Below are 15,208 nucleotides of genomic sequence, written 5' to 3' on the forward strand. Positions count from 1 at the left end.
AACCGCGGTGCGCAGACGCCAGAACGGAGAATTCACATGACGGTCCGTTTCGAACAGTTCCTGTCCGAAGGGGTGGCGGCCTGCTCCTATCTTCTGGGCGACGATGCCGAGGGTGTGGCCGCCGTTATTGATCCGCGGCCGGACACCGACGTCTATCTGGAAGCCGCGCGGCGCCTGGGCGTCGCAATCACCCATGTATTCGAGACACACATTCACGCCGACTTCATGAGCGGGGCACGTGAACTGGCAGACCGTCTTGGCGATGAGGCCAGGCTCTGCGTCAGTGTCGAGGGCGGTGCTGAATACGGCTTTCCACATGAGCCTGTGCGCGACGGCGACCGGTTCACTTTCGGCGGCCTCACCATGGAGGCGCGGTTTGTCCCCGGCCATACGCCCGAGCACCTTTCGTTTCTCCTCCACGAGACCGAGCGCGACGAGCCGTGGGGCGTCGTCACCGGTGACAGCTTCTTTGTCGACTCGGTGGGCCGGCCCGACCTTCTGGGAGAGGAGCAAACCGACGAGCTGACCGAGGCCCTCTTCCACACGGTTCACGACTTCTACCTTAAGCTCGACGACGGCGTCATCATCTATCCTGGCCATGCAGCCGGGTCTGCCTGTGGCCCGGATATCGGCGACCGGCTTTCCAGCACGATCGGTTATGAGCGCCGGCACAATCCTTACGCCCGCATCGGTGACCTGGACGCTTTTCGTGAAGCGATAACGCAGAACGCTCCGCCGGTGCCCACACACTATCCGCGTCTCAAGCGCGTCAACGCCGAGGGGCCATCGGTGATCGGCCGCCTGCCGAAGGCGCCTGCCCTGCCTCCGGAAACATTCGCCAAGGCCATTGAAGCCGGTTCGCAACTGCTCGACACGCGCGATATGCAAGCCTTCGGTGCCGGACACATTGCCGGAGCCTTGAACATCGGTGCCAGGCCGGAGCTTTCGGTGTGGGCCGGCTGGCTGCTCGATCCCCGGAAACCGATCTATCTGGTTGTCGAGGACGACGAGGATCTGCCGCGCGTCGTCACGCTTCTGTGGCGCACCGGCTTTGTGGAGTTTGGCGGATACCTGGCCGGCGGCATCGCCTCCTGGCGCGAGAGCGGGCGGCCAATGGCCAGGATCCCCCAGGTGCCGGTACACGAACTGAACACGGCCGATCCCACCGTCCAGCCGCTCGACGTGCGCAGCGAAGACGAGTGGCAGGACGGCTTTATCCCCGGCGCTTGGCATGTGTTTCTGGGCGAGTTGCGGGAACGCCTCCCGGAGCTCGACCGCCATCAGCCATACGCCACCTACTGCGCCAGCGGTTTTCGCGCCAGCATGGCTGCCAGCATTCTTGCGGCCGCGGGCTTTGAACGCGTGTGCAATGTGCCGGGCAGCTGGATGGCCTGGAAGGGTGCCGGATTGGATATCGAAACACAGGAAGAGAAATAGGAAATACACCATGCAGGACGCAATCCGGATCAACGACCGGTATACCGTCGCCAGGTTCGCACCGACGGGCGGGGCCATCCGTCAGGCGGCCGACGAGGGATACAGATCGATCGTCAATCTGAAAACACCGGACGAGAAGCAGGAGTTGCCCCCTGCCGAGGAAGGCCAGATCGTCCGGGAACACGGCCTGTCCTATGTCCACCACCCCGTCGCCGGCGAAAACCTCTCGAACGAGACGGTCGACTGGTTCCGCGAGCTGGTTGAAGAGATTCCCGGACCTGTCCTCGTACATTGTGCCAGCGGCAAGCGTTCGGGAGCGCTGGTCATGATGCATATGGCCGTTCAGGAAGGACTGTCCGGACAGCAGGCGATCGAAAAGGCGGCCTCCCTGGGCTTTGAGTGCGACACACCGCAGCTCGAGGGCTTCGTACGCAAATATGTTGAACGGCGCACGGCTGTCTAGGTCGGCGTTCTTCGGCTTTCGGCCCACATAATTGACGCTCCCCTCCAGCGGCGCGCTTCAACCTTGCGCCGTATTGACAAATCGACATGTCGTACTTAGTTAGTGAGTAATAACTAACTAAAGCTGAGTGCCCGATGTCTGTCAGAAAGACCGCTGAAGAGCGAAAAGACGAAATCCTAGAGGCGGCGCTGCACCTGTCCGACGAAGTCGGTCCGGACCGCCTCTCGACGGAGGCGATCGCGCAGCGCGTCGGTCTGACACAGCCCGGAATTTTCCGGCACTTTCCCACCAAGCAGTCCATCTGGCTCGGCGTTGCGGAAAAGATCTCGATGGCGATGCAAGCCGGTTGGCGTCGTGCGCTCGGGACCAGGGAGGACGCGGAAGATCGTCTTCCCTCTCTGGTGCTGGCGCAGCTGAAACTCATCCAGTCAGTGCCCGGCATACCCGCGATCCTGTTTTCCCGGGAACTGCATGCGGAGAACGACCTGCTTCGCAAGGCTGTGCTCGGTCTGATGAACAACTTCAGGAAAGCCCTTTCAGCCGAGTTCAAACGCGGCCAGGCCGACGGCAAATTCCGAGGTGATCTCGATCCTGATGATGCCGCACTGATCCTGATCGGACTTGTCCAGGGGCTGGCGGTACGCTGGTCGTTGAGCGGACGGACTTTCGCGCTGGTCGATGAAGGCTCCAGGTTTCTCGACATGCACATGAGATTTTTCCGCGAGCCAGCTCAGGCACCTGCAACATCGGAGAAAACGCAATGAACAAGCGGAATTTCCGACGGCTTATTGGTGCGGCGCTCCTCATCGGTCTGGGAACTGCCGGCTATCTTCTGTTTCAATATCGCCCGCTTGCGGTGCCCGTCGTCGCGAAAGAGGAAAATGTCGAGATCCGCGTTTTCGGTCTGGGCACCGTTGAAGCACGGATTCTTTCAGATGTGGGTTTCAAGGTCAGCGGCGCTCTGATGGACCTTGAAGTCGATCACGGCGATCAGGTGTCCCGAAGTGACGTTCTGGCCTTGCTGGACTCGAACGAACAGGAAGCCCGCGTGCGGCGCGCCGAGGCGGCTGCCTTGGCGGGGGCCGCCAATATCCGCAAGGCAGAAGCCAATGTGCAGCGCGCCAGGGCTGTCCTTGAACAGGCGAAGGAAGCCAATCGTCGCAAGAAGTCACTGGTGGGAACCAATGTCGTCTCCCAGCAGCAGGCCGACGAAGCGCAGCGCGATGAAGATGTCTCGTCCGCGGATCATTCGGTCGCCCTGAGCGAGGTCGATGTCGCCAAGGCTCAATGGGCCGATGCCAGGGCCGCGCTGGCCTATGAAAAGGAACTTCTCAAACAACACACCCTGCGCGCCCCTTTCGATGCGGTGGTCGTCAAACGCCACCGTGAGGCCGGTTCCGTCGTCAGGGAAGGGGAAACGATTTTCACGCTCATGGCGCCGGAATCCGTCTGGACGCTCGCATACGTGGACGAAGCGCGCGCCGGCACGATCCAGCCGGGCCAGCCGGCCGAGGTGCGCCTGCGCTCGCTGCCGCACGACGTCTACCAGGCAAAAGTGGCGCGTATCGGCATTGAAAGCGACAGGGTCAACGAAGAGCGAAAGGTCTGGGTCAAGTGCGAGCAATGCCCCCCGCGCGTTTTCCTGGGCGAACAGGCGGAAGTCCGTATCACGGTTGCCCGTCTCGACACGGCACTCATGGTCCCGGAAGCAGCAGTCTCACGGTTCGACGGGCATAAGGGCGATGTCTGGCTCGTCAGAAACGGCAAGCTGGAACGTCGGGAACTCGTTTTCGGCCATCGGAGCGAAGATGCAAGACTGGAGGTCGTCAGCGAGCTGCCCGAAGGAGCGGAGATCGTCAGCGCGCTCGTGCCGGGAATGCGGGACGGGCGCAGGGCCAACGGCAGCCGGGACGAGGCGCCATGAACCTCGCTTATCACGACATTCGCCATAATCTGTTCCGGTTTCTGCTGACCTGCTTCGGCCTGAGCCTGCTCATGGCGGTCGTGTTATCCATGATCGGCATCTATAACGGGCTGGTCATCGACGCTCTCACCATAGCGCGCGCGCCCAATGTCGACATGTGGGTCGTTGAATCCGGAACGCGCGGGCCGTTCGCGGAATCCTCGCGCATTCCCGCCGACACGCGTGAGGCTGTTGCCCGCCTGCATGGCGTATTGGACGCCGGCAGCGTCACTTACCAGACGGCAGAAGCAGCTTTTGCCGGCAAAAGCCTCAGACTGTATGTCGTCGGGTTTGAACCAGGGCGCCCCGGAACGCCGGAAGCTCTCGTTTCCGGGCGATCGATCGCGCAAAGCCACTATGAACTGATCGCCGATACCCGCGCCGGCTTGCAGCTTGGCGATCGCCTGAAACTGGGTAGAAACGACTTCGTGGTCGTTGGACTTGTGAAAAATCACGTCAATTCGGGCGGCGACCCGGCCGTCTACATGACCTTGCGCGATGCCCAGACCCTACAGTTCGAACTTGCGCCGCCTGCGGCCCGCGTGCAAATGGCGCGCAGCGGCACGCTTCAGGGAACCGACACGATCAATGCCGTCATTGCGCGGACGAACCCCAATATCCCCGCGGACTCGATAGCCGATACGGTTCGGCGTTGGAAGCACCTGTCAGCGATGACGCAAGCCGGCCAGGAAGACCTGCTCACCCGATCGGTGGTCGATCGCGCCAGGCGTCAGATCGGCCTGTTCATGGCAATTCTGCTGGCCGTCTCCGCAGTGGTGATCGCCTTGATCATCTACACGATGACCATGGAAAAGCTGAAGCAGATCGCCACGCTGAAGCTTATCGGTGCGCCCGACCGGACGATCATCGGCCTTATCGTTCAACAGGCGCTCGCGCTTGGCGGCATCGGCTGGGCGTTCGGGCTCGGCGTCGTCATGTTGCTGAAGGACTATTTCCCGCGCCGTGTCGTGCTGGAGCCGTTCAATGCAGTCGTCCTTGCGGGAATAATCGTTGCTGTCTGTCTTCTCGCCAGCGGATTGGGCGTCAGGGCAGCGCTCCGGGTCGATCCCGCAACGGCTCTCGGAGGATGAACGATGCTTCCAGCACAAAAGAAATCTCTCATTGAGCTTGATGGTATTTTCAAACACTTCGGCGAGCGTGACACACGGGTCGACGCCCTGAGGGGTGTCAGCCTCAACGTCAATTCCGGTGAAGTCGTGGCGCTCCTGGGCCCTTCCGGCTCCGGCAAGACGACGCTTCTCAACGTCATCGGGTGTATTGTTGAACCGAACGCAGGCCGGCTCAGCATCGACGGCGACATCGTCTTCAAGGATCGCTGGCTGAGTTCCAATCTGCGCCGACTTCGCCTTGAAAAGATCGGGTTCATTTTCCAGTTCCACAACCTTCTTCCCTTCCTCAATGTCACGGACAACGTCGCCGTGGTCCTCGATCTGGCGGGACATGACCTCGGCTCTGCGCGCCGGCGCGCGGCGGAGCTTCTCGACTATCTGGAAGTCGGTCACCGTCGCAACGCCATGCCCTCCCAACTCTCGGGAGGCGAGGCACAACGCGTGGCGATCGCGCGCGCACTTGCGAACAAGCCACGGATCATTCTCGCAGATGAACCGACGGCGGCACTTGATTCCAAGCGTGCCGGCATCGTCATGGATCTCTTGCGCAAACTGGCAACGGAACAGGACGCCTGCATCATTGCCGTGACCCATGACGAAAAGATCTTTGACCGCTTCGATCAGATTTTTCATCTGCGGGACGGCCGCCTTGACGATCAGGAAGTAAATCAGGAGGAATTGGCATGACACTTGGACGATCACTTTCACCAGGTCTTGTTGTCATAGCGGCCGTGGCGGTGCTTTTTGGCGCGCTGACGGTCCTGTCCGGAGGCGTCGTGCTGTTCGGCGGAGAGGAGGCTACGCAGGCGGCCGGAAACGTCGTTCGCTTCGTGCTCTGGTTCAATTTCCTGGCCGGATTTGCCTATATCGTCGCCGGTGTCGGGCTCTTCCTGCGCAAACGGTGGGCCTACTGGCTGGCAGCGGCGATTGTTGCAAGCACGGTCGCCGTCTTTGCCGCATTTGCCATACATGTCCTGCAAGGCGGCGCCTATGAAATGCGGACGCTCGCAGCCCTGACGCTCAGGACCGTTGTCTGGGCGATCATCGCACGCATCGCCTTCGTCGCGACCGGCGCCTCTCGAACCGCTCCGTGAAAACCCGCCCGGCCGGGCGGGTTTCACTCTTCGTCCGCCCTCAAATTGCATAAGGTGCGTCGAAACGAGCCTGAACATGCAACAATCCTGGCACCAAATGAGTTGGGACAGGCCCGGTATCGCGCGCATCCGGTTCTGTCCCTTGCCCGAAATCGAAAGAAGGCTGCCGTGACGAAGTTGACCACGTATCACAAGACGGAATACAGCTACGGGGAGCCGGTCCGTCTGGGGCTTCACCGGATGATGCTGCGTCCGCGGGAGACGCCCGAGCTTCGGCTTGTGTCGCACGACCTGACCCTGACGCCGCAGGGCGAAGTCACATGGGCGCATGACGTAGCGGGCAACACCATCGCCACAGCCCGGTTCAGCATGCCGAGCGACCACCTGATCATCGAGAGCCGCGCGACGGTCAATCTCACCGCGCCGGTCTGGCCGGTCTTCGACATTGCGGCCGAAGCGATCAACTTCCCGTTCCTTTATTCCAGCGACGACTGGACAGATCTCGGCGCGCTAACGACGCCGCAGTATGCCGATCCCGAGGGCGGGTTTTCCCAATGGGTCGAAGGCTTTGTCCTTCAGCGCCCGACGGACACGCTGTCGCTGCTCAAGGACATTGCCACCGGTGTCTCGCAACAGATCGCCTACCAGAGCCGGGAGACGGAAGGGACACAGGCGCCGCTGGAAACCCTGGCGCGCGGGTGGGGCTCCTGCCGGGACTTTGCGGTCCTGTTTGCCGAGGCCGCGCGGACCCTCAGCTTCGGGGCCCGTATCGTTTCGGGCTACCTGTTCGATCCGGAAAAGCGCCTCATCGGCGATGAAGGCGCGGGCTCAACCCATGCCTGGGCCGAAGTCTTTCTTCCTGGTGCGGGATGGGTCGCATTCGACCCCACAAACCGGAGCGTCGGGTCGAAGAACCTCATCCCGGTGGCCGTCGCCCGCGGCATTCACCAGGTCGTCCCCGTCGCCGGCACCTTCACGGGCTCCGGCAACACTGTGTCGGGAATGTCAGTCGAGGTGCACCACACGGTGCTTGAGGATTGATCGCGCGCGCCGCCGGCTGAACCGGACACCTCATGTCGTACCCGAGTCGAACGATCCACTGACGTTGTGGATCAGACGGTATTGCACCCGCATCATCGCCAGGCGGCGATAGAAGTTGAGTAGCTCCCGCGCCGGGCCCGTCATCCGTTCGTAGCCGGACATGAAGGCGACGATCGTGCCAATCTCCGTCTGCCCCTGAATCACCAGCCAGCCCCCGACCATGAGCACACTCAGCGGCCCCAGGTGGTTCATCAGATTGTTGAGCCCCTTGGTGGCGTGCTTGATGGCGGCAAACCGGAGCCGCAGCCCGTAAATCCGCCCGATCAAAGGATCCGCCTCCGCTCCCGCTTCATCCCGCTCATCGTGCAGAACGCACTCGCCAAGTTCGCGCACGGTCATGATCTTCTTTTCCGACAGCCGGTTGAGAATGGGCTGCGAGAGCGCGACGACGATCATCGCAGGGACGAGAAATGCGAACGCAACAGCCGCAATGAGCGGCTCGACGACAAGCATGTAGCCGGCAACACTCAGCATGACACCGGCTTGCCGGAGCGGAAACGCGATGGCTTCAGCGACGAAACCGCCAACCTTTTCGGCTTCCGCGGACATGATCGCCTGCCTGGTGCCTTCGTCGGGGTCGCTGTTGAAACCGTCGCTGTGCGCGATGCGCTTGCGCAGGAGACGGGTGACGCCTTCGGCGACGCGGTCGAGATAGAAATTGCGCACGAATTTCAGGATCCCCTGCACGGTTACGACGGCGAGATAAAGCGCGCCGAGCCGGACCAGGAGGTCCATGTTCTGGCCCTCTATGGCCCCGTTGACGATACGGCGCTGGAGTTCAAGCGGCACCAGCGTCAGCGGAAAGACCAGAACCGTCAGGAGGCACAACCGCAGCTGCTGCCTGGCACTCACCTTGCCGACATATGCATAGAGCGACTTTGGCATTGTCCGGAGAGGCCGCTCGCGCACGGGGGGAAGTGCCGAACTATAGAATTCGGCCAGCAGAGCGTAGTTCGTCATGAAAATCCTCCTACCCCTCAGTGCGCCCGACCTGTGAGGAAAGACCATCTGGCGACAGCCATTTCAGCCGCCGCTGGCCCTTCCGCAGTTTGGGGACAGCAACCTGGCGTACGGCACCTTTTCGAGTTTTATGGTCTCTTTGTTCAGGGGCTAATACGCGCCGGTTCGATCGGTTCCTTGCGGATTGACCGGAACCGCTGACGACAGGCGTGCGGGTTCATGGGACGTGGTCGTCAACTGGCGCCCGTCGCCGGAGATCATGTTCGTCGAGCGGGCGTACGCCTGCGAGGGCTGGCCCGGCGCATCAAATCTCTTCTGTCACGGTAGTTATGATTGTTCCGCCCCCGCGTCGGTGCTGCCGATCCGGTCCCGGAATTTGCTGCACACGATCTGGGAGCTTTGTTCGATGAAGCGGGCATCAGAGCCCACCGTCACCAGATCCATGCCGCCTTCGGCAGCTTCAAGCGCATACTCGACGGTGCCGCAATGCAAAGCGCATCGCAGCCCCTTTGAATGGCATACGTCGCGAATGCGATCGATGCGCGTCCGCATCTCCGGTTCTTGCCGGTCGAACCCGGGTGCAAGTCCATGCGACAGGGAGAGGTCCGCCGGACCTATATAGATCCCGTCGAGACCGGGCACCGAGGCGATCTCTTCAAGCGCTGCCAGCCCTTCCTGGGTCTCAATCATTGCCCAGACCAGGATTTCCCGGTCGGCGCTTTCAAAATAGCCGGGCCAGACCAGCCGGGAGCGGACGGGCCCGAAACTGCGGCGGCCCGCAGGCGGGTACCGGCACGCGTCGACGAGACGGACCGCGTCATCGCGGGTGTCGATCATCGGCGCGATGATCCCGAGCGCGCCGGCATCCAGCGCGCGCATGATCGCGGCCTCGTCAAGCCAGGGGACCCGCACCATGGGGGCCACCCCGGAGGACTCGATGACCGGAAGCACCGTCAGGAGGTCGTTGTAGTCGGCCGTTCCATGCTGCATGTCGACGGTCATGGCGTCCCAGCCAGCGGCGGCCATGGCCTGAACGCCGAGAACGGATGGGGCTGCAATCCAGCCGTTCAGGGCGGGACGGCCCTCGTCCCAAACCGCACGTACAGGGTTACGAAAGCTCATGGATCATCCTGCCATCATGTGAGTGAGTTTCGTGTTCTGATAGTCCTTGATAGCGTCCGGGCCGCCTTCCCGCCCCATGCCGGAATGGTCCACACCGCCGAAGGGCGCCTCGGCGTGTGCGATCATGAAGGTGTTGATGCCGACCATGCCGGCATGCAGTTTCCTCGACAGCCTGTGGGCCTTGTCCTGATCCCCGGTGAAGGCATAGGCGGCAAGGCCATAGGGCGTGGCATTCGCACGGGCGATCGCGTCGTCAAGGTCACGAAAGGTTGCGACCGGGGCGACCGGGCCGAACGGTTCCTCCGACATGATGTCACATGTATCGGGCACATCCGCCAATACGGTCGGCTCCAGGAAATAGCCGGCATTGCGGCCCTTGGGGCGCTGACCACCGGTAACCAGGCGTGCTCCCCGCTCCATGGCATCGGCGACAAGGCGCTCGACCTTGTCGCGGCCGGAGGCAAGGGTGAGCGGGCCCATCGTCGTGGCCTCATCCTGGCTGTCGCCCAGGATGAGGGCCTCGGCTTCGTGTTTCATGACGTCGATGAATTCGTCGGCGACGGCCTCTTCCACGTAGAAGCGGTTCGGTGCGATACACACCTGCCCGGCATTCCTGAACTTGAACGCGGCACACTGCCTGGCAACCGATCGAACATCCGCATCCGCCGCCACGACGACCGGTGCATGGCCGCCGAGTTCCATGGAGCAGCGTTTCACAGTCCTGGCGGCCTCGGCCATCATCATCTGCCCGACCCGGGTCGAGCCGGTCAGGGATATCTTGCGAACCTCGTCCGCAGCCAGGATAACCGGCGAGATATCCTGGGCCCGTCCCAGCAGCAGCTGGACGACGCCTGCCGGAACACCGCCAGCCACAAAAGCCTGCATGATGAGCGTGGTCGTCAGTGGCACCTGTTCCGACGGACGCACGAGGATCGCGCAGCCGGCCGCCAGTGCCGGAGCCATCTTGCGGACCGGCAGGTTCACGGGGAAATTCCATGCGGTGAAGGCGGCGCAGATCCCGACCGGTTCCGGCTCCGTCAGAAGCCGCCCTCCCTGCCGCGATGCAATCACCTGACCGAAGAGCCGTTCGGCTTCGCCCGCGAACCATTCCACCTGCTCGATCGCCGCCCCGACTTCGCCTGCGGACTGGGCGACCGGCCGTCCGATCTCAAGCGACAGCGCGCGTGCGATGTCCTGTGTCCGGCTGCGCATCTCCTCGGCAACCCGCCGCAGGATCCGCGCCCGTTCCCAGCCGTGGAGCTCGGCCCAGCTCTCCTGCGCCGGGACGGCATGCGCCAAAGCTTCGCGAACATCGTCCGCATCGCAGGCCGGCTGTTCCCACAGGACCTGTTCGGTGCATGGATTGATGACCGGAATGGACGGGGCGCGTCCCGCGTCCCGGAATTCGCCGCCAATCAGCAGCTGCGGACGGTGATCTGAAAAACGATCGGTCGCCATTTCGAGGGCTCCTTTCAAAGTATCTCGGGCTCTGCAACTGCGGCCCCAAAGCCGGTTGCAAGAAAATCGAAGTCGCAGCCCTGATCGGCCTGCATCACATGGCGCGTGAATGCCCAGCCATATCCACGCTCATATCTGGGAGAAGGCGGCACCCATTCGGCGCGCCGCCGCGCGAGGTCTTCCGGACCGACCTCCATTTCAAGCAGTCCGGCCCGCACATCGACGCGGATCCGGTCGCCCGTGCGCACCAGGGCAAGCGGGCCGCCGACATGGGCCTCGGGAGCAACATGCAGGATGCAGGCGCCATAGGAGGTTCCGGACATACGTGCGTCCGAAATCCGCAGCATGTCCCTGACGCCGTACCTGAGCAATTTCTGCGGGATCGGCAACATCCCCCACTCGGGCATCCCCGGCCCGCCCTGCGGCCCCGCCCCGCGCATGACCAGGACGGCATCCGCCGTGACATCGAGGTCCGGATCGTCGATCCTCGCCTTCATGTCCGCATAGCTGTCAAAGACCAGGGCCGGACCCCGGTGCTCCAACAGACGCGGATCTGCCGCGGAAGGCTTGATGACAGCGCCATCGGGCGCGAGATTGCCTCTCAGAACTGCCATCGCGGGTTCCGCGGAAACCGGATTGTCCAGCCCGCGGATGACATCGGGGAGATAAACCTCGGCACCCTTTATCTCATCGCCCAGGATCTTCCCTGTAACGGTGCGCGCTGTGCCGTCCAGGAGATGTCCCATCTGCGCCATCAGGGCGCGCAAACCGCCGGCATAGTAGAAGTCCTCCATCAGGTAGCGCTCGCCCGACGGCCGAATGTTGGCGAGCACCGGAACCCGCCGTCCGGCTGCGTGGAAATCCTCCAGTGTCAGGGGATGGCCGGCCCGCCGGGAGAGCGCGATCAGATGTATGATCGCATTGGTGGAACAGCCCATGGCCATTGCAACATTCAATGAATTTGCGAAACTGGCCGCCGACAACACCCTGGACGGCCGCAGATCTTCGAGCACCAGTTCCACGGCGCGACGGCCGGTCGCGGCAGCCATGCGGATATGGTTGGAATCCGGGGCCGGAATGGACGAGGCTCCCGTGAGACACATTCCCATGGCATCGGCAATTGCTGTCATCGTGGCGGCCGTGCCCATGGTCATGCAGTGGCCGTAGCTGCGGGCGATCCCGGCTTCCACGCCCTGCCACTCTTCCCGGCCTATCCGCCCGGCCCGCCGTTCGTCCCAGTACTTCCAGGTATCGGAACCCGAACCCAGGATTTCGCCTTTCAGGTTGCCGCGCAGCATGGGACCCGCCGGCAGGAAGAGGCACGGCAGATCCATGCTGATCGCGCCGAGCAGCAGGCCGGGCATGGTCTTGTCGCACCCTCCCATCAGCACCGCGCCGTCCACGGGGTGCGAGCGAAGCAACTCCTCCGTCTCGATGGCCAGAAGGTTGCGGTACAGCATTGTCGTTGGCTTGACGAAATTCTCCGACAGCGACAGGGCCGGCAGCTCGACGGGAAATCCACCCGCCTGAAGGATCCCGCGTTTGACGTCCTCCACCCGGTGGCGGAAATGCGCGTGGCAGGGGTTGATGTCCGACCAGGTGTTCATGATCGCGATCACCGGGCGGCCGTTCCAGTCCTCAAGGCCGTAACCCATCTGCATGAGACGCGAGCGATGACCGAAGCCGCGAAGGTCATCGGTATCGAACCAGCGGGCGGAGCGCAGTTTCCCGGTCATTGCGAGGCCGTCACGCCGCCGTCGATATAGACCACCTGACCGGTCATGTAGCTGCCCGCCGGTGCGGCAAAGGCGATGACCTGTCCGGCAACCTCGAGCGGATCCCCGATCCGCCCCAGCGGGTTCCGCTCCAGAATGAATTCCCGGAACTCGGGCCGATCCAGATGCGGACGGATGCGATCGGATTGGATGAATGTTGGGGCGACGCCATTGACCGTGATGTTGTAGGGCGCAAGCTCCATCGCATGCTGCTTCACCAACATCACCAGGGCACCCTTGGTCGCGCAGTATGCCGAATAACCACGCCCGCGCAGGGCCAGTTGCGAGCGCACGGACAGCAGATGGATCTGCCGTCCCCCTTCCCCCGGGCTATCTGATCCCGGGCGACCGCCTGGCCAAGAAACATCGCGGATTTCAGATTGGCCCGGTAGACTTCATCGAAAGTCTCTTCGGTAACGTCCATGATGTTCTGCTCGCGCTGAATACCGACGCAATTGACCAGGACATCGATCCCGCCCATGGCGGAAATCGCTTCATTCACCGCCGTTTCGATGGACGGGACGCTTTGAGCGTCGACATGCAGCGCAAGGGCCGAGCCGCCTTGTGCCTCGATGCGCGAGGCAAGCTCCCCGGCCTTCTCCACCCGGGGGCCGGCTATGGCCACGGTGGCCCCGCGAAGGCTCATGGCCAGGGAGAGAGCCTCGCCTATGGCGCCGTAACCGCCTGGCAGAAAGACACGCAGGCCCTTGACATCGAAAAGGTTTTCGATCCGGCTGGTATCGACTTCCGGGGTCAGCGATATTGGCCGGTTCATGCCGGTACCTCCACGCCCGCCGCCCGATAGACGCTTTCCATCAGCCGGAGGGTTTCCAAATTGTCGTTGATGTCGGTTTCGAAAGGCGCGTTGCCGGCGAGCGCTTCGACGAACCCCCGCATGGCGGTGTCGAAACACTCCTGATAGCGCCCGAGAAGGTCCACCTCGACCGCCTCGTGTTCCTTGCCCACCTCGAAGACACGGTTGAGATCCATCACGATCGTGCCGTGCTCGCCGATGACTTCCAGCCGGTCGCCGTGAAGTTGCGGGTAGCCCGGTGCCACGAGGCACCCGTCCGCCGTTGCGATCAATCCGTCTGGCCCGGCCATCAGGATTGCCGCCGTGTCCTCGCCCGGCAGCCCCTCGGCCAACCGGTTCAACCTGGCGGCAACAACCTCGAGCGGACCGCACAGGCAGCGGAGAACATCGAGGTGATGAATCATCGTCTCGAAAACCAGGTTGCGGCGGAATCCGGTGAGGTAGGGCTGGCGTTCCACCAGGAACGGCACCGTGCCCGGCCGCGCGCACAGCCCCGATCCGCGGCAGGAAATCTGCACGTGCCGTATGGCGCCGATCCTTCCCTCGCCGACCCATTTGCGCACGGTCATGTAGTGTGGCCGGAAGCGGTAGTTCTCATGCACCATCACACGGGTCTTGCCGCTGACATCGCGCAGCAGCGCCTCCGCTTCGGCAACGGTTTCGGTCAGCGGTTTCTGTACCATGACCGGAATACCGCGTTGCGCGGCCATCCGTGTTACCGGGGCGTGGGCGCCAACCGACGCGGCAATATCGACACAATCAAAACCGCCATCGTCAAACAGCGTCGCCGCGTCCTGGTAGACGCGGGAAACGCCAAATTCCTCTGCCCTTGCCTGTGCCCTGGACAGGTCCGTGTCGCAAACCGCGACAATTTCGGCGCCTGCATTGCGCCAGGCCCGCATGTGGTAAAGGCTGATGAGGCCACAGCCGACCACGGCAATACGCAATGCATCAGTCATGGGTCTCTCCAAATCTTCCGTAACCGTAATGCCAGACGCTGCCGCCGGCCTCCGTGGTCTCCAGGGTATGGTTCACTTGCGCCGGAATGCGCACAAGGTCCCCCGGTCCGCAGGTGGCCGTCTCATCTGCGACCGTGATGACGATCTCTCCTTGCGCCACGACGATGAACTCGTCCTCGTCGTGTACAAAGTCGGCCCAGACCTGGCCGGGCGGATCGCGAAACGTTCCGAACGTGAAGCCGGGAAAGTCTTCGCGCACCTGATCGGCGGATGGGGGAGACGAATATTTCGCCCGATGGAATGCCGTCATGCTGCGCGCTCCGTCAAAAGATCGCCGAGATAGGCGCGGGCCGGCTCATGGGCCAGAACCGCCTCGTAACCGGCAAGCGGCGTCACCGAACCCTTGTGGACGAAGATGAACTGCTCGCAGATCTCCTGAAGAATTTCGAGGTGGAACAATTCATTGGGGTGAACACAGAGAAACACCAGGCGGTTCTCGTCCCGAAGCCTGCGGAAAAAATCCAGCATGAAGCCGATATAGCCGTCCTGCGTGTTGAACTGAGGTTCGTCGAACAGATGCAGGACCGGATAGTCCGACCCGGCAGGCTGCAGCAGCAGGTTGGGCATGAAGGTTCTGAAGTGCCGCACCTGATAGGACTGGTGATAGTGGATCGCCAGGCGATCACGCTGGTCCGTGCGGACCTTGTGGATGTCGCGGCCGTTGACAAGCACCTGGCCACGGCTGGGGGCGTTGGATCCGGTAATCAGTTCGAACAACGTGGTTTTCCCTGATCCGTTGGGGCCCATCATGCCGACGATACCGGGCTTCTCGATGGTGAAATCGGCCGTCAGCCGGAACGTCGGGGTTCGATCAAAGCGCCCTCTGGTGTAGATCTTTTCCAGTTCGCGCACCTGTAAAATGGCTGTCATCT

Annotated in this window: 15 protein-coding genes and 1 pseudogene; 8 read left to right on the top strand and 8 right to left on the bottom strand. The window is 62.5% G+C overall.

The window, feature by feature from the left end; genetic code table 11:
• Positions 1-36: 36 nt before the first annotated feature.
• The 8 genes from ON753_RS01300 to ON753_RS01335 all read left to right on the top strand — a co-directional run bounded on the left by ON753_RS01300 (position 37) and on the right by ON753_RS01335 (position 7,128).
• On the top strand, positions 37-1,437 hold the full coding sequence (locus tag ON753_RS01300; protein ID WP_265960745.1) for an MBL fold metallo-hydrolase: 1,401 nt from the start codon (positions 37-39) through the stop codon (positions 1,435-1,437).
• 10 nt (positions 1,438-1,447) lie between these two features.
• Positions 1,448-1,900 carry a protein tyrosine phosphatase family protein gene (locus tag ON753_RS01305; RefSeq protein WP_265960746.1) on the top strand — a complete coding sequence of 151 codons (453 nt, stop codon included), beginning with the start codon at positions 1,448-1,450 and terminating at the stop codon, positions 1,898-1,900.
• A 134-nt stretch (positions 1,901-2,034) separates the two neighbouring features.
• Positions 2,035-2,664, top strand: a complete 630-nt coding sequence (locus ON753_RS01310) for a TetR/AcrR family transcriptional regulator (protein WP_265960747.1) — start codon at positions 2,035-2,037, stop codon at positions 2,662-2,664.
• Positions 2,661-3,824, top strand: a complete 1,164-nt coding sequence (locus ON753_RS01315; RefSeq protein WP_265960748.1) for an efflux RND transporter periplasmic adaptor subunit — start codon at positions 2,661-2,663, stop codon at positions 3,822-3,824. Before ON753_RS01310 ends, ON753_RS01315 begins: the two co-directional genes overlap by 4 nt.
• A complete protein-coding gene (locus ON753_RS01320; RefSeq protein WP_265960749.1) occupies positions 3,821-4,954 on the top strand; it encodes an ABC transporter permease in 1,134 nt (377 codons plus the stop codon). Before ON753_RS01315 ends, ON753_RS01320 begins: the two co-directional genes overlap by 4 nt.
• Positions 4,955-4,957: 3 nt before the next feature.
• Complete coding sequence (locus ON753_RS01325) at positions 4,958-5,680, top strand: ABC transporter ATP-binding protein (RefSeq protein ID WP_265960750.1); 723 nt, start codon at positions 4,958-4,960, stop codon at positions 5,678-5,680.
• Positions 5,677-6,087 carry a hypothetical protein gene (locus tag ON753_RS01330; protein WP_265960751.1) on the top strand — a complete coding sequence of 137 codons (411 nt, stop codon included), beginning with the start codon at positions 5,677-5,679 and terminating at the stop codon, positions 6,085-6,087. Before ON753_RS01325 ends, ON753_RS01330 begins: the two co-directional genes overlap by 4 nt.
• Before the next feature lie 168 nt (positions 6,088-6,255).
• Positions 6,256-7,128 carry a transglutaminase family protein gene (locus ON753_RS01335; protein ID WP_377047306.1) on the top strand — a complete coding sequence of 291 codons (873 nt, stop codon included), beginning with the start codon at positions 6,256-6,258 and terminating at the stop codon, positions 7,126-7,128.
• Between the two features lie 30 nt (positions 7,129-7,158).
• Here the strand turns inward: ON753_RS01335 and ON753_RS01340 are convergent, their stop codons facing one another.
• The 8 genes and pseudogenes from ON753_RS01340 to ON753_RS01380 form a co-directional block, all read right to left on the bottom strand.
• Positions 7,159-8,148 carry an ABC transporter transmembrane domain-containing protein gene (locus tag ON753_RS01340; RefSeq protein WP_265960752.1) on the bottom strand — a complete coding sequence of 330 codons (990 nt, stop codon included), beginning with the start codon at positions 8,146-8,148 and terminating at the stop codon, positions 7,159-7,161.
• A gap of 327 nt (positions 8,149-8,475) precedes the next feature.
• Positions 8,476-9,270 carry an HpcH/HpaI aldolase family protein gene (locus ON753_RS01345; protein ID WP_265960753.1) on the bottom strand — a complete coding sequence of 265 codons (795 nt, stop codon included), beginning with the start codon at positions 9,268-9,270 and terminating at the stop codon, positions 8,476-8,478.
• Between the two features lie 3 nt (positions 9,271-9,273).
• The gene (locus ON753_RS01350; RefSeq protein ID WP_265960754.1) at positions 9,274-10,728 is read right to left on the bottom strand and encodes an NAD-dependent succinate-semialdehyde dehydrogenase; all 1,455 of its coding nucleotides are present in this window, start codon (positions 10,726-10,728) and stop codon (positions 9,274-9,276) included.
• 14 nt (positions 10,729-10,742) lie between these two features.
• A complete protein-coding gene (gene araD, locus ON753_RS01355) occupies positions 10,743-12,464 on the bottom strand; it encodes an L-arabinonate dehydratase (protein ID WP_265960755.1) in 1,722 nt (573 codons plus the stop codon).
• A pseudogene (locus tag ON753_RS01365) lies at positions 12,461-13,278 on the bottom strand (SDR family NAD(P)-dependent oxidoreductase). The gene araD and the pseudogene ON753_RS01365 overlap by 4 nt, the downstream one beginning before the upstream one ends.
• Complete coding sequence (locus ON753_RS01370; RefSeq protein ID WP_265960758.1) at positions 13,275-14,276, bottom strand: Gfo/Idh/MocA family protein; 1,002 nt, start codon at positions 14,274-14,276, stop codon at positions 13,275-13,277. The pseudogene ON753_RS01365 and the gene ON753_RS01370 overlap by 4 nt, the downstream one beginning before the upstream one ends.
• Positions 14,269-14,586 (bottom strand): cupin domain-containing protein, encoded by a 318-nt coding sequence (locus tag ON753_RS01375; protein ID WP_265960759.1) that lies wholly within the window; start codon positions 14,584-14,586, stop codon positions 14,269-14,271. The genes ON753_RS01370 and ON753_RS01375 overlap by 8 nt, the downstream gene beginning before the upstream one ends.
• Positions 14,583-15,206, bottom strand: a complete 624-nt coding sequence (locus ON753_RS01380) for an ATP-binding cassette domain-containing protein (protein WP_265960760.1) — start codon at positions 15,204-15,206, stop codon at positions 14,583-14,585. Before ON753_RS01380 ends, ON753_RS01375 begins: the two co-directional genes overlap by 4 nt.
• Positions 15,207-15,208 lie beyond the last annotated feature (2 nt).

It is taken from the genome of Roseibium salinum (assembly GCF_026240905.1).
In the GTDB taxonomy this organism is placed as follows: Bacteria; Pseudomonadota; Alphaproteobacteria; order Rhizobiales; family Stappiaceae; genus Roseibium; species Roseibium salinum.